Below are 13304 nucleotides of genomic sequence, written 5' to 3'. Positions count from 1 at the left end.
CCGCAAAGCCCTGATAGGTTAGGTCTTTGCGGAAATTCCTATGCTCAAAAAATGCCAAATAGCAAGTCATTTTTCTGCACACTAAATGGTAACAATAAAATCCTCAAACTGTAATTCACTGGAAACCTTACCTGGATGCCAAGTTAAATACTGCTTAGCAATTGGCGCCCAATATGGTTCGACAACATTATAAATAAACTCGTAATCTAAATCTTCTGACTCAATAATACCTAGATTTGGATTCTCTTTCATCCACTCCATTGCAGCGATGATACTTGATACCACTTGCAAACTAGTTGCATTATTAAGTTTGGCTGTTTTTCTCGCTTTATCGATCGATAAATTTGATCCAATCCATAAAGATGAATAACTACCGCTAATTAAGAACACACCTAATTCATCCATCCCACTAGCTATATCATCTCGCATTATTCGCATTGACTTAATATTGTTGATTCCTTCGAATTTATTTAGCAATTCTATTGACGAAATGGCATCACCACATGGATGGTATGCATAGTATGAGGTTGGTCTATAAATAACATTATTTTCTTCATCCTTCAATGTGAGGTAATCTGCAATTGATATTGCTTCATGATGGGTCACTAGGTACCCATCAAAATTAAGAGAGTTAGGACTCCAAGATCGAACTTTTAGCGAAAGACTTGGCTTATCTATCCAAATCGCAGCTTTTGATCCATTTGTATTTCTTACCCCGCGGTCTGGAATTCTTTTTTCATGACTTCCCCAGCCCAGTTCTGCGGGTTGTAATAGTTCAGTTACAAAGCCATCAACCGACCATGTATTTACAAACTCTCCGCATTGACGTTGGGAACTAGACATCTGAGTGTCATGTTCTGATATTTGAATGACTTTAATGTCAAGCTCTTTGGCAAGGGAGGCCCACTCATTAGCGGTTGAAGGTTTTGTTCTTTTTAGGCCTACAGCATCCGCCATTTCAATTAAGCCTTTTTTCATTAACACGGAGACGAAACCAGGATTTGCTCCGTGAGCAATCAGTGAGGTAGTCTTTCCTTTTGTTTTGCTTTTTATGGCAAGTACTTGTTCACGTAGTTCGTAATTTGTTGTTTCAATTCCAAATTCGGCATGAGCATACTTCCATGGCTCAATACATGTATCTAAGTAAAAAACATTATGCTCTTGTGCCAATTTGATAAGATCCATACTTGAAACAGCCGTGGCCAAATTGAGAAGATAGCCTGCACTCTTTAGTAAAGGTGTTAGTATACTGCAATAATTATTAATATTGACATGTTCCCTGATGAGTGTCGTGGAGAATTCTTTGCTAATTTTTGCATAATTCTCTGTTGGATTACTTTCAATAATTATTATCTCTCCACTGGGAAAGTGTTGCTGGAGCAGAGGTAAAATTGCTTGCCCGATGCTGCCAAAACCAATAATTACAATGTTATTTTTCAATTTAAATTCCAGTATTAACTATTAAAATGACATATTTTATTTTGATGCCACAATTAAAATAAACTGCGATATTATTTTTAAGATGACTCTATCATTTACTCTCCCTATTTATTAATGTTACGGTTAATATAACTAGCATTGCTCCAGCTACTTGAACGTATGACATTCTTTCTCCGAGAACTAGAAATGCACATGCAATTCCGAAAACTGGTGTCAAGTTTAAAAATGTACCAGCTGAGTTTGCACTAAGAAACTGAAGTGCGTAAATGTATAGAGTAAATCCGAGTGCAAACTGTACCAATCCTGAAATAACAATGATTAACCACGTGGTTAAGTTCACGGGAATGACCATTCCTCTTGAAATTGAATTCCATGCAAATAAAACAGTAATACAGGCTAGAAAAAGACCTGCTGTATGTTGAATGGCTACAATGTATATTGGGTTGGCTGTATTTGCTAGCCTAGAAGACAGGACTACATAAAGTGCCGCCATTGCTGTACCTACAAAAATTAAAAACATACCAATCAAACTGTTGCTTTCATCTTCTCCATATTCAAAAATACCAAGTGATAGCAGAAGACCAACAAAACAAATGAGAGAAAGAATAATAAATTTTTTACTTGGAAATGATTTGTATAGTATTGCTCCAATCGCAACTATTAGAATCGCTTCTAAAGACTGAATGAGTGTCGCTCCAATAGCTTCGGTCTTAGCTAATCCAATCAGACCAAGTAGATAGGCAAGCCATGGCTCAAGGACTCCAAGTGAAGCAATTTTCCATGTATTTTTAATAGGGATTGGAAACAGATTTTTATATAAAATTATTGACCACAGCACTAAAACACTGACTAACAATTGTATTCCAAGCAGTAAAATCGGATTAATAGTTTCAATGACAAATTTCGACATAACTGTCGCACTGCCCCAACAAAGTGCTGCCATTGTGGCGGAAATTATTCCGCGTGCATTATTCGATATTAGTATGCCATCCTTAGTCTTTGGGGCAGACATGATAATCTTTCATTTTATGTTTTGTTGTAAGAAAATCCTGCACTCGCTGCTTACGAGTACAGGATTGTGAATCACTATTTTTTTGAATTTGATTTGTATATTTCGGTAATTAGATTATTGAAGTGCACTAGTGGTTTCTCTGTATTTTCTCCTGAATTTTCATCAATAAGATAAATATTTTTACTCAGCCCCCCTGACCTTAACCCCTTGTGAACTGACTCTACTAATGCATTATCTTCCAGTTCAAGCACACCGGTTTCCCATGACATGATTGCCTCTTCTTCCTTTCCAATATTTCTATCAATGAAGAAGTAGTCGCAAAATGAAACACAGCTTTCCGGTCCCGTAGGTAGAATATAAAACAATAGTAGATTATCTACTCCTGGAAATACATTCCATGTCATGTTTGGCCATAACCACCAACCAGAAAATCCTTTTTGTTTTGCCGTTTTTGAATCAAAGTGGTAGGCAATATTATCAGGCTTGCCGGCAGATGACTTTGTTTCAATATCATATGTAAAATATTTCAGGTTGAAATCTTTGAGGTTAAATAAATCAGCAAGGGCAGGATGTGTTGGTGCACAGTGATAGCACTCTAGGTAATTTTCAATCATTAATTTCCAATTTCCATTTATGGTATAGCTGTATCTCCGTGCAAACTTTAGTTGCGATATATTTGGTATGCATTCTTTAAGGCGGTTGAAGGTACTACCGAAATACTCCCTAAGTGGAGGACCCTCATGAGTAAATCTGATGTAAATAAACCCCATTATTGAGTCAACTTCAACTGAAGTAAGCTGATGTCTTTCTTCTGGTATAGATGTTAAATCAGGCACTCCGCGTGCACTTTTAATAAACCCGCAGGTATCATATGCCCATACGTGATACGGGCATACAAATTTTGATATATTACCGCTGCCCTCTTCAACTAATCTGTGCCCTCTGTGCGTGCAAACATTGTAAAAGCATCTTACAACCTCGTCTTTTCCCCTGATAAGAACAAGTGGTTTGTCTCCAATAGTAATTGTTGCGTAACTTCCTTGGTTCGGTAGTTGTGATTCATGAATGGCATATATCCAACTTTTGTAGAATATACTATCCATTTCAATCTTATTCCATTCGTGTTTGTAATAAGTTTCAGCGTCCAATCCTTCTGCAAAATTTATTTCAGCCGTTGTCATTTTCATCCTTCAATCCAAATTAAGATAATTACAAATAAATGATGAGAATTTTCATAAAACTTGCCATACCCACCTTGCGTGAGATCGCTTTTGCATAGTTAAACTAGAAAACAACCACGTCAAGACTGAAGTAATGTATTTCTTTTAATGCGAATTAAATACGTGCACGATCAGAATTATCTTTTATGATTTTATTAAAAATTTACTTAGTAGAAGAATTTTCTGTACTGCCATGAGATGGCATTACAGAGTCCTTTGTTTTTTGTTTAAAAATCTCTTTGTCTTCTTGCTTTGTCACCTTTGCAAGAGTCCGTTACTTCTTCACACGTCGCCAGCGGCGGCGATAGGACGCTTATATGCCATGGCGGTAGCATCAGCACATGGTCGCGGGGATTGCTGCGGCAGGCTGCCAGCAGGCTCTGGTATTACATTTGAATAGTCTGGCCATGCCCCTGGCTTTGCTATGACAAGGGCAAAGAAAAAGCCACCGGCATGGGTGGCTTTGACTGAGGGATTAAAGATGGAGAAGTTTAGTGGGCGGCTTCCCAGCTGTTGCCGGCGCCCACTTCCGCCAGCAGCGGCACCTTGAGTTCCGCCACACCTGCCATGATTTGCGGCAGCTGCTGTTTCACCAGTTCCAGCTCGGTATCCGGCACTTCCAGCACCAGTTCATCGTGTACCTGCATGATCAGCAGGCTGGACAGCTTTTGTGCATCCAGCCAGTGCTGCACGGCAATCATCGCCAGCTTGATCAGGTCGGCAGCGGTGCCTTGCATCGGCGCATTGATGGCGGCACGTTCAGCGCCGGCGCGACGGGCCGGGTTGGCCAGCTTGATTTCCGGCAGATACAGGCGACGGCCGAATACGGTTTCCACATAGCCTTGTTCGCGCGCGGTTTCGCGGGTGCGCTGCATGTAATCGGCCACGCCGGGATAGCGCATGAAGTAGCGGTCGATGTATTGCTGGGCGGCGCTGCGTTCGATATCCAGCTGGGCGGCCAGGCCGAAGGCGCTCATTCCGTAGATCAGGCCGAAGTTGATGGCCTTGGCCGCACGGCGCTGGTCGCTGCTCACCTGTTCCAGCGTCACGCCGAATACCTCGGCGGCGGTGGCCTTGTGAATGTCCTCGCCACTGGCAAAGGCGGCCAGCATGCCTTCGTCGTCGGACAAATGCGCCATGATGCGCAGCTCGATCTGCGAATAGTCGGCACTGACAATGCTGTGGCCCGGCTTGGCGATGAAGGCCTCACGTACGCGGCGGCCTTCGGCGGTACGCACCGGGATGTTCTGCAGATTAGGGTCGGAACTGGCCAAGCGCCCGGTAATGGCCACTGCCTGCGAATAATTGGTATGCACCCGGCCGGTATCCGGGTTGATCAGCGTGGGCAGCTTGTCGGTGTAGGTGGACTTGAGCTTGGTCAGGCTGCGGTATTGCAGGATGCATTTGGGCAGCGGGTAATCCAGCGCCAGCGCTTCCAGTACCGATTCGTCGGTGGAGAAACCACCGGACGGCGTTTTCTTGATGCCCTTGGTGGGAATGCCCAGCTTGCCGAACAGGATTTCCTGCAGCTGCTTGGGCGAATTCAGATTGAAGGGCTGGCCGGCCAGTTCATAGGCCTGGCTTTCCAGTTGCAGCATCTGCGTGCCCAGCTGATGGCTCTGCGCCGCCAGTTGTTCGCGGTCGATCAGCACGCCGTTGCGCTCCATGCGGAACAGCACTTCGGCCACCGGCAGTTCGATGTCGCGGTAGATTTCGCCCAGGCGGCCGGTCAGCTGCGGGGCAAAGTGCTGGTTCAGCCGCAGCGTGATGTCGGCATCTTCCGCCGCGTAATTGGCGGCAATCTCGATATCCACCTCGCCAAAGCCGATCTGCTTGGCCCCTTTGCCGCAGATGTCTTCGTAGCTGACCGTGGTTTCACCCAGATGGCGCGCCGCCAGGTCGTCCATATTGTGGCGCTGGTGACTTTCCAGCACATAGGAGGCCAGCATGGAGTCGTCCACCACACCGGCCAGGGTAATGCCGTGGTTGGCAAACACATGGCGGTCGTATTTCAGGTTCTGACCGCATTTGGGCTTGCTGGCGTCTTCCAGCCAGGGCTTGAGCCGGGCCAGGACCTCATCCAGCGCCAGTTGCTGCGGCACACCGGCATAGTGGTGGCCCAGCGGCAGGTAAGCGGCCTCACCGGCTTGCAGGGCAAAGCTGATGCCAACAATGCGGGCCTGCATCTGGTCGAGGCTGGTGGTTTCGGTGTCCAGCGACACCAGCGCACCGCTATTTAGCTTGTCCAGCCAGCCTTGCAGTGCGGCCTCGTCCAGAATGGTGTGGTAATGGCGGCTGATGGCACTGGCAGGCGGGGCGACTGGTGCTGGAGCGGATACTGCATCGGCCATGGCGAACATATCGTCAGTCTGGCCGGTGCCAGCGGCAGGTGCAGCCACGGCGGCCTGGGTGCTGACCGGTGCATCTTCGCCTTCAGTCATTTCACGGTAGAAGGTGCGGAAACCCTGATCCTTGAACAGCTCGGCCAGGCGCGGACGGTCTTTCACCCCGTGCTGCAGGCTGTTGAGGCCGTAGGGCATCTCCTGCTGCAAATCCACATCGCACTTGATGGTGATCAGCTCATGGCCGCGCGGCAGCCAGTCCAGCGCGGCGCGCAGGTTTTCCCCCACCTTGCCGCCCACCTTGTCGGCATTGGCGATGATATTGTCCAGCGTGCCGTATTCTTCCAGCCACTTGACGGCGGTTTTGGGGCCGCACTTGTCCACACCGGGGACGTTGTCCACCTTGTCGCCAATCAGGGTGAGGTAGTCGATGATGCGTTCCGGCGGCACGCCGAACTTCTCTTTCACCCCGGCCTGGTCCAGGTTTTCATTGGTCATGGTGTTTACCAGCGACACCATCGGCGTCACCAACTGGGCCATGTCCTTGTCGCCGGTGGAGATGATGACCTTGAAGCCGGCGGCCTCGCCCATCTGGGCCAGTGTGCCGATGACATCATCGGCTTCCACACCGTCCACCATCAGCATTGGCCAGCCCGAAGCTTGCACCACCTCGTGCACCGGCTTAATCTGTGCGGCCAGCTCTTCCGGCATGGAAGGCCGGTTGGCCTTGTATTCCGGATACAGCTCATCGCGGAAAGTCTTGCCTTTAGCGTCGAAAACGCAGGCGCTATAATCGAACTGCACCTCTTTCTCCAGCCGGCGCAGCATGTTGACCATGCCGTAAACCGCCCCGGTGGGCCGGCCATCCGGAGAACGCAAATCGGGCATCGCGTGGAAGGCGCGATACAGGTAGGAAGAGCCGTCGATCAATAACAATGTTTTCATAGAAAAAGGGGCGAATGATGAGCTTGTCCGATAAATTGCCGCAGACCAGTGATCGATACGACATGATGCAGCGCTTCCGCTCGCGCGAGGCGTGGCACGTGATGAAGATCATGTCGGAGTTTGTCGACTCGGCCGAAGAACTGCAAGGTATCACGCCGGCAGTCAGCATCTTCGGCAGCGCCCGCACTCCGCGCGACCATCGCTATTATAAGCTTACCGAGGAAGTAGCCCGGCTTCTTTCTGATTCCGGCTTCTCGGTGATTTCCGGTGGCGGCCCCGGCATCATGGAAGCGGCCAACAAGGGCGCTTTTTATGGCAAAAGCCCGTCGGTGGCACTCAATATCGTGCTGCCGCACGAACAGAAGCCCAACGAATACCAGGACCTGTCCATCAAGTTCAACCACTTCTTCAGCCGCAAGGTGATGTTCGTCAAGCACGCCATTGCCTATGTGGTGATGCCGGGCGGTTTTGGCACGCTGGACGAGATGTTCGAGGCGCTGACGCTGATCCAGACCGGCAAGTCGCGGCCCATCCCCATCATCCTGTGCTGTAGCGAATTCTGGAGCGGTCTGATCGACTGGGTGAAAAATCATCTGGTAAAAGAAGGTATGATCAACCCTGACGACGTCAACCTGATCCAGCTGATCGACGAACCCGGCCAGATCGTGGAAACCATCTTCAAGCACTACGAGACCCGCGGCTTCGAGGCCCTGCCGGAAGAACGCGAAAAACTGCTCAATCTATAACTTCACCAAGGACCCATCCTCATGCGCCGCTTCCTTGCCCTGCTCGCCTTGCTGCCGCTGTCGGCAGCCTGGGCCGAAACACCGCCGGCTCCTGCCACGGTACCGCCCCCGCCCACCATTTCGCAGGACGCCGCCGGCACGGCAGAGCCGGAAGTGCGCATCATCCAGCGCGGTGATGACAAGATCGAGGAATACCGCCTCAACGGCCAGCTCTACATGGTAAAGGTCACCCCTAACGTGGGTTTCCCGTATTACCTGATGGATGAAGAGGGCAATGGCAGCATGAAGCAGGTAGACCCCAATCGCCGCATCATCATCCCGCAATGGGTTCTCAAGCGCTTCTGAGGAACAGGCATGTCGGTTTACACCACCGTCAGCGATGACATGATGCAAAGCTGGCTGAGCCGCTATGCGCTCGGCCAGTTGGTCGAACTCAAGGGCATTGCCGCTGGCGTCACCAACACCAATTACTTTGTCACCACCACGCATGGTCGTTACGTTCTCACCATCTTTGAAACCCTGCAGCTGGAAGAACTACCCTACTACCTGACACTGATGAGCCATCTGGCGCGTCATGGCGTGGCCTGCCCGGCACCGGTGGCAGACAACACCGACCAGTTTGCCTCACTGCTGGCCGGTAAGCCGGCCTGTCTGGTTAGCTGCCTGTCCGGGGCCGACATCAGCCAGCCGTCCGCCATCCAGTGCCATGCGGTGGGCGAAATGCTGGCACAGATGCATGTGGCCAGTGCCACCTTCCCGCGCAAGATGCGCAATCCGCGCGGCCCGCGCTGGTGGAGCAATACCGCCACTGCCATGTACCCTTTCATGGAGGAGGCAGATGCCGCCAGCCTGCGTCAGGAAATCCAGTTTCAGGACCAGCACCGCTTTGATCACCTGCCCAGCGGGGTGATCCACGCCGACCTGTTCAAGGACAATGTGCTGATGGACGGCGACAAAATCGCCGGCTTCATCGACTTTTACTACGCCTGCAACGACATCCTGTTGTACGACGTGGCCATTGCCTTCAATGACTGGACCAGACTGGAAGACGGCAGCATAGATCCTGATCTGGCAGCCGCCTTCCTGGCCGGCTACCAGTCGGTACGGGTGCTGACTGCTGAAGAGAAGAAAGCCTGGCCGGTGATGCTGCGTGCTGCGGCCCTGCGCTTCTGGACTTCGCGCCTGCTGGACCTGTACCAGCCAATGGACGGCGAGCTGACCTATACCAAGGATCCCAAGGTGTTCCAGCGTCTGGTGGAAGCTCACCGCCAGCGCAGCGATTTCTGGCTGTAAGCCGGTACTGCCATTCCCGTGACAGGCTGCCGTGTGCAGCCTGTTTGTGTTTCAGCCCTGATTGAACAGCAACATGCTACGCGTCTGTCCTTTGTCTTTGTGAGTGATGCGGAACAAGGTGCGGTGCAGGGTGGGCAGTGCTGCCAGCACGGCGACAATCTGCCCGCTGTCCAGTAGCTCCTGCACCACGTGCAAGGACAGGCAGCTCACTCCCAGCCCGGCGGCGACTGCACGCTTGATGGCTTCCGAGTGGCCCATTTCCATCACCTCGCCAAAGCTGCCCAGATGCGGCAGCAGCAGGCGCTCCACCTCCTCCCGCGTGCCGGAACCGCTTTCGCGCAGCACCCATTGGGCCTGTGCCAGCCGGGACAGGCTGACCGCACCTTGCGCCAGCGGGTGGCTGGCGGCGGCAAACACCAGCAGGGTATCGTCACGCCAAGGTTCCACCAGCAAATCCGGGTGATGGCAGGGGCCTTCGATAAAGCCCATGTCCACCTTGAAACCGGCCACCGCATCGACAATGTCGGCGGTATTGGCCACCATCAGCTCTACCTGAGCCTGCGGCTGTGCCTGGCGGAAGCGGGCAATCTGCTCCGGCAGCAGGTAGTTACCGATGGTGGTACTGGCCCCCAGTCGCAGATGCAGAGCTGTCTGGTCGTCAAACAGCCGCTGCATGTCCTGCGCCGCATCCAGCATGGCCCGGGCACGCGGCAGCAACAGCCGGCCATGTTCGTTCAGCACCAGCCGCCGGCCCACCCGATCGAACAGGCTGGCATCCAGCCCACTCTCCAGTGCGGCCAAGGCCTGGCTGGCGGCCGACTGCGTCATGGACAGGCTATCAGCCGCTGCCGTCACCGTACCGGACTCGGTAATGGCCGCAAAAACTTCCAGTTCACGCAGGCTAAGGCGTAATGCCATGTTCACATACCTTCCTTATCCACCTTCTATGGCGAATGTGTTTTACTGCAATATATTAATTATTTTAATTGTTTATAGAAATTTTATCCGTTTTTCAACTTTATTGATGACGCGTATGGTGCAGATAACGGGGCAGAAACCCGCTTCACCGGTACATCATCATGCCTTCCATCTCACAAAAACTACCCGGCCTGCTACTAGTCCTGCTGCTGGCCTTGCTGGCCCAGTTTGCCGCCGGCCTGCCACTATTCAGCCAGCTGGGGCTGTCCGCCCTCACTCTGGCCATTGTCGGCGGCATGCTGCTGGGAAATACCATCTACCCCTTGCTGGCACAGCGCAGCCATGTCGGGGTGAATTTTGCCAAAGGCAGCATCCTGCGGCTGGGCATCATCCTGTTCGGCTTCAAGCTGACATTCCAGGACATTGCCGCCGTCGGCATCAGCGGCATCCTGATCGATGCCTGCGTGCTGAGCTCCACTTTTGCCCTGGCTTACTGGCTGGGCCGGCGCAAGCTGGGGCTGGATGAACAGAGCGTCATCCTGATTGGTGCCGGCAGCTCGATTTGCGGTGCGGCCGCCATTCTGGCCACCGAGCCGGTGGTGAAGGCCCATGCCGAAAAAGTAGCGGTGGCGGTGGCCACCGTGGTGGTATTCGGCACGCTGGCGATGTTTCTCTATCCGCTGCTGTTTTCGCTGACGCAGGCTTTGGGCGTGTCCGAGTTTGCCTACGGTGTTTTTACCGGCTCCACCGTGCATGAGGTTGCCCAGGCCGTGGCGGCAGGGCGGGCGGTGAGCGAGCAGGCGGCCAATAGCGCGGTGATTACCAAGATGATCCGGGTGATGATGCTGGCCCCGTTTCTGCTGTTGCTGTCGGCCTGGCTGGGCCGCCGCCAGCAGTCCGGCAGCGGTGAGACCCGCCGCATCACCATTCCGTGGTTTGCCTTGGGCTTTCTCGCCATGGCGGGTTTCAACTCGCTGCACTGGCTGCCGCAGGCCTGGGTCGCCCAGTTGATTGCGCTGGATAATCTGCTGCTGGCCATGGCGATGGGTGCACTGGGCCTCACCACCCACTTTTCCGCCATCCGCCGCGCCGGAACCAAGCCGATGCTGCTGGCCAGCGCGCTGTTTGGCTGGTTGCTGGTAGGTGGCACGCTGATCAACAGCGGCATCACCTATTTGCTGCACCAGCTCTGAACGCCGTTTGCCAGCAGGCAAAAGAAAACCGCCCGGAGCCGGGCGGTTTTTCTATGGCAGACTGGAAATCAGCATGGGCACTTTTTCATCGACTTGCCACCGTAACGTTCGGACTGGCAATGGGCGAAAAAGGCCTCGCGGCTCATCACCGGCGCGTTGGGGCTGCAACGGCGGCGACTGGCGACATACTTGTCGTAGTCTTTCACCCCCACCATCAGCCGTGCCGCTTCAGTCAATTGCCGCAGCAACTCAGACATTGGCTTCTCCTTCACGATAGGCAGCCGGTACTTCCCTGGTGGTGACCCACTTCACGGCCAGCGCCTTGCGGATGACATTGACGGAGAACACCAGCATGGCCACCACCACGGCAATGAACATGGCAGTCAGCGTGGCATCCACATAATCATTGAAGATGATCTGGTGCATCTGTGCCAGATTTTTTGCCGGGGCCAGCGACTCGCCCTTGGCGGCAGCTGCGGAGAACTTGTCGGCATGCGCCAGGAAGCTGATCTTGGGACTGGCATGGAACAGCTTCTGCCAGCCGGCCACCAGGGTGACAATCAGCAGCCAGAAGGTAGGCAAGGCAGTCACCCACACATAGCGCAGTTTCTGCATCTTGATCAGCACCACGGTAGCCAGGATCAGCGCAATGCCGGCCAGCATCTGGTTGGCAATGCCGAACAGCGGCCACAAGGTGTTAATGCCACCCAGCGGATCCACCACGCCCTGGTACAGGAAGTAACCCCAGCCAGCCACGGCCAGGCCGGTGGCCACCAGATTGGCTGCCCAGGATTCGGTATTGGCCATGGGTTTGATGAAGATGCCCAGCAAGTCCTGAATCATGAAGCGCAGCACGCGGGTGCCGGCGTCGATGGTGGTGAGAATGAACAGCGCTTCAAACAGGATGGCAAAGTGATACCAGAAGGCCATCATGGTTTTGCCGCCGATCACGCCGGACAGGATGTGTGCCATGCCCACTGCCAGCGTCGGTGCACCACCAGCCCGCGACAGGATGGTGGTTTCACCCACATCCTTGGCCATTTGCGTCAGCACATCCGGGGTGATGACAAAGCCCCAGCTGGAAATCACCTGCGCCGCGTCTACCGCAGTCTTGCCGATGACGGCAGCCGGGCTGTTCATGGCAAAGTACACGCCCGGATCCAGCACGCAGGCGGCAATCAGCGCCATGATGGCGACAAAGCTTTCCATCAGCATGGCACCGTAGCCGATGGCACGGGCGTGGGTTTCGTTCTCGATCAGCTTGGGCGTGGTACCGGAGGCCACCAGTGCGTGGAAACCGGATACCGAACCGCAGGCAATGGTGATGAACAGGAAGGGGAACAGATTGCCGGCAAATACCGGACCGCTGCCATCAATGAACTTGGTCAGCGCCGGCATGTGCAGGTTTGGTGCCACCACCAGGATGCCGATGGCCAGACCGACGATGGTGCCGATCTTGAGGAAGGTGGACAGGTAGTCCCGGGGGGCCAGCAGCAGCCACACCGGCAGCACCGAGGCGATGGCACCGTAGGCGATCAGCATCCAGACGATCTGCACGCCATGGAAGGTGAATACCGGGGCCCACTCGGGGCTGGCGGCGATCTGCCCGCCGAGCCAGATGGAGCCCAGCAGCAGCACGATGCCGACCACCGAGATTTCGCCGATGCGGCCCGGGCGGATGTAGCGCATGTACACGCCCATGAACAGCGCGATCGGGATGGTCGCCAGCACGGTGAACATGCCCCACGGGCTTTCGGCCAGGGCCTTCACCACGATCAGCGCGAGCACCGCGAGGATGATGATCATGATCAGGAACGCGCCGAACAGCGCAATGGTGCCAGGCACCTGGCCCATTTCCTCGCGGACCAGCTCGCCCAGGGAGCGGCCATTGCGGCGCGTGGAGATGAACAGAACCAGGAAGTCCTGCACCGCACCGGCCAGCACCACACCGGCAATCAGCCAGAGCGTGCCGGGCAGGTAACCCATCTGCGCGGCGAGTACCGGACCGACCAGGGGGCCGGCGCCAGCGATGGCGGCGAAGTGGTGACCGAAGAGGATGTGCTTGTTGGTCGGCACATAGTCCAGACCATCGTTGTTGAGGACCGCGGGCGTGGCCCGGGTCGGGTCCAGTTGCATCACCTTGGTGGCAATGAACAGGCTGTAATACCGGTAAGCGACGAGATAGAGGGCAACGG

Annotated in this window: 11 protein-coding genes; 4 read left to right on the top strand and 7 right to left on the bottom strand. The window is 53.5% G+C overall.

The window, feature by feature from the left end; translation table 11 throughout:
* Positions 1–81 precede the first annotated feature (81 nt).
* From QVF59_RS10575 to polA, 4 genes are all read right to left on the bottom strand, one after another.
* A complete protein-coding gene (locus QVF59_RS10575; RefSeq protein ID WP_287879615.1) occupies positions 82–1440 on the bottom strand; it encodes a saccharopine dehydrogenase NADP-binding domain-containing protein in 1359 nt (452 codons plus the stop codon).
* Positions 1441–1531: 91 nt separating this feature from the next.
* Positions 1532–2452 carry a DMT family transporter gene (locus QVF59_RS10570; RefSeq protein ID WP_287879613.1) on the bottom strand — a complete coding sequence of 307 codons (921 nt, stop codon included), beginning with the start codon at positions 2450–2452 and terminating at the stop codon, positions 1532–1534.
* 74 nt (positions 2453–2526) lie between these two features.
* Positions 2527–3639, bottom strand: a complete 1113-nt coding sequence (locus QVF59_RS10565; RefSeq protein ID WP_287879611.1) for an aromatic ring-hydroxylating oxygenase subunit alpha — start codon at positions 3637–3639, stop codon at positions 2527–2529.
* A 524-nt stretch (positions 3640–4163) separates the two neighbouring features.
* Positions 4164–6959, bottom strand: coding sequence for a DNA polymerase I (polA, locus tag QVF59_RS10560; RefSeq protein WP_287879609.1), 2796 nt, complete (start codon positions 6957–6959; stop codon positions 4164–4166).
* Between the two features lie 17 nt (positions 6960–6976).
* Between polA and QVF59_RS10555 the strand changes: the two genes are divergently transcribed.
* From QVF59_RS10555 to thrB, 3 genes are read left to right on the top strand one after another with little or no spacing between them, the layout of a single operon-like run.
* The gene (locus QVF59_RS10555) at positions 6977–7705 is read left to right on the top strand and encodes an LOG family protein (RefSeq protein ID WP_089083683.1); all 729 of its coding nucleotides are present in this window, start codon (positions 6977–6979) and stop codon (positions 7703–7705) included.
* Between the two features lie 21 nt (positions 7706–7726).
* The gene (locus QVF59_RS10550; RefSeq protein WP_159874720.1) at positions 7727–8050 is read left to right on the top strand and encodes a DUF2782 domain-containing protein; all 324 of its coding nucleotides are present in this window, start codon (positions 7727–7729) and stop codon (positions 8048–8050) included.
* Between the two features lie 9 nt (positions 8051–8059).
* Positions 8060–8998: a homoserine kinase gene (gene thrB, locus QVF59_RS10545; RefSeq protein ID WP_159874719.1), complete on the top strand. Its 939-nt coding sequence runs from the start codon at positions 8060–8062 to the stop codon at positions 8996–8998.
* A gap of 51 nt (positions 8999–9049) precedes the next feature.
* On the opposite strand, the gene QVF59_RS10540 is transcribed toward thrB, so the two are convergent.
* Positions 9050–9916, bottom strand: a complete 867-nt coding sequence (locus tag QVF59_RS10540) for a LysR family transcriptional regulator (protein WP_287879605.1) — start codon at positions 9914–9916, stop codon at positions 9050–9052.
* A 161-nt stretch (positions 9917–10077) separates the two neighbouring features.
* On the opposite strand from QVF59_RS10540, the gene QVF59_RS10535 reads away from it, so the two are divergent.
* Entirely contained in the window at positions 10078–11109 is a 1032-nt protein-coding gene (locus QVF59_RS10535; RefSeq protein WP_287879603.1) for a YeiH family protein, read from the top strand.
* A 68-nt stretch (positions 11110–11177) separates the two neighbouring features.
* Here the strand turns inward: QVF59_RS10535 and QVF59_RS10530 are convergent, their stop codons facing one another.
* Positions 11178–11366 (bottom strand): YbdD/YjiX family protein, encoded by a 189-nt coding sequence (locus QVF59_RS10530; RefSeq protein WP_159874716.1) that lies wholly within the window; start codon positions 11364–11366, stop codon positions 11178–11180.
* Positions 11359–13304, bottom strand: a 1946-nt coding sequence (locus tag QVF59_RS10525; RefSeq protein WP_287879599.1) for a carbon starvation CstA family protein, incomplete at its 5' end; no start/stop codon positions are given. The genes QVF59_RS10530 and QVF59_RS10525, both read right to left, overlap by 8 nt.

The organism is Aquitalea sp. (assembly GCF_030150775.1).
In the GTDB taxonomy this organism is placed as follows: Bacteria; Pseudomonadota; Gammaproteobacteria; order Burkholderiales; family Chromobacteriaceae; genus Aquitalea; species Aquitalea denitrificans.
The sequence above is the reverse complement of the archived record's forward strand: the minus strand, read 5'-3'. Positions and strand labels throughout refer to the sequence as shown.

Coding starts and splice junctions, on each gene's coding strand:
- QVF59_RS10565 (WP_287879611.1), bottom strand. CDS start 3,639: ATGAAAATGACAACGGCTGAAATAAATTTTGCAGAAGGATTGGACGCT.
- QVF59_RS10570 (WP_287879613.1), bottom strand. CDS start 2,452: ATGTCTGCCCCAAAGACTAAGGATGGCATACTAATATCGAATAATGCA.
- QVF59_RS10540 (WP_287879605.1), bottom strand. CDS start 9,916: ATGGCATTACGCCTTAGCCTGCGTGAACTGGAAGTTTTTGCGGCCATT.
- QVF59_RS10550 (WP_159874720.1), top strand. CDS start 7,727: ATGCGCCGCTTCCTTGCCCTGCTCGCCTTGCTGCCGCTGTCGGCAGCC.
- thrB (WP_159874719.1), top strand. CDS start 8,060: ATGTCGGTTTACACCACCGTCAGCGATGACATGATGCAAAGCTGGCTG.
- QVF59_RS10555 (WP_089083683.1), top strand. CDS start 6,977: ATGAGCTTGTCCGATAAATTGCCGCAGACCAGTGATCGATACGACATG.
- polA (WP_287879609.1), bottom strand. CDS start 6,959: ATGAAAACATTGTTATTGATCGACGGCTCTTCCTACCTGTATCGCGCC.
- QVF59_RS10530 (WP_159874716.1), bottom strand. CDS start 11,366: ATGTCTGAGTTGCTGCGGCAATTGACTGAAGCGGCACGGCTGATGGTG.
- QVF59_RS10535 (WP_287879603.1), top strand. CDS start 10,078: ATGCCTTCCATCTCACAAAAACTACCCGGCCTGCTACTAGTCCTGCTG.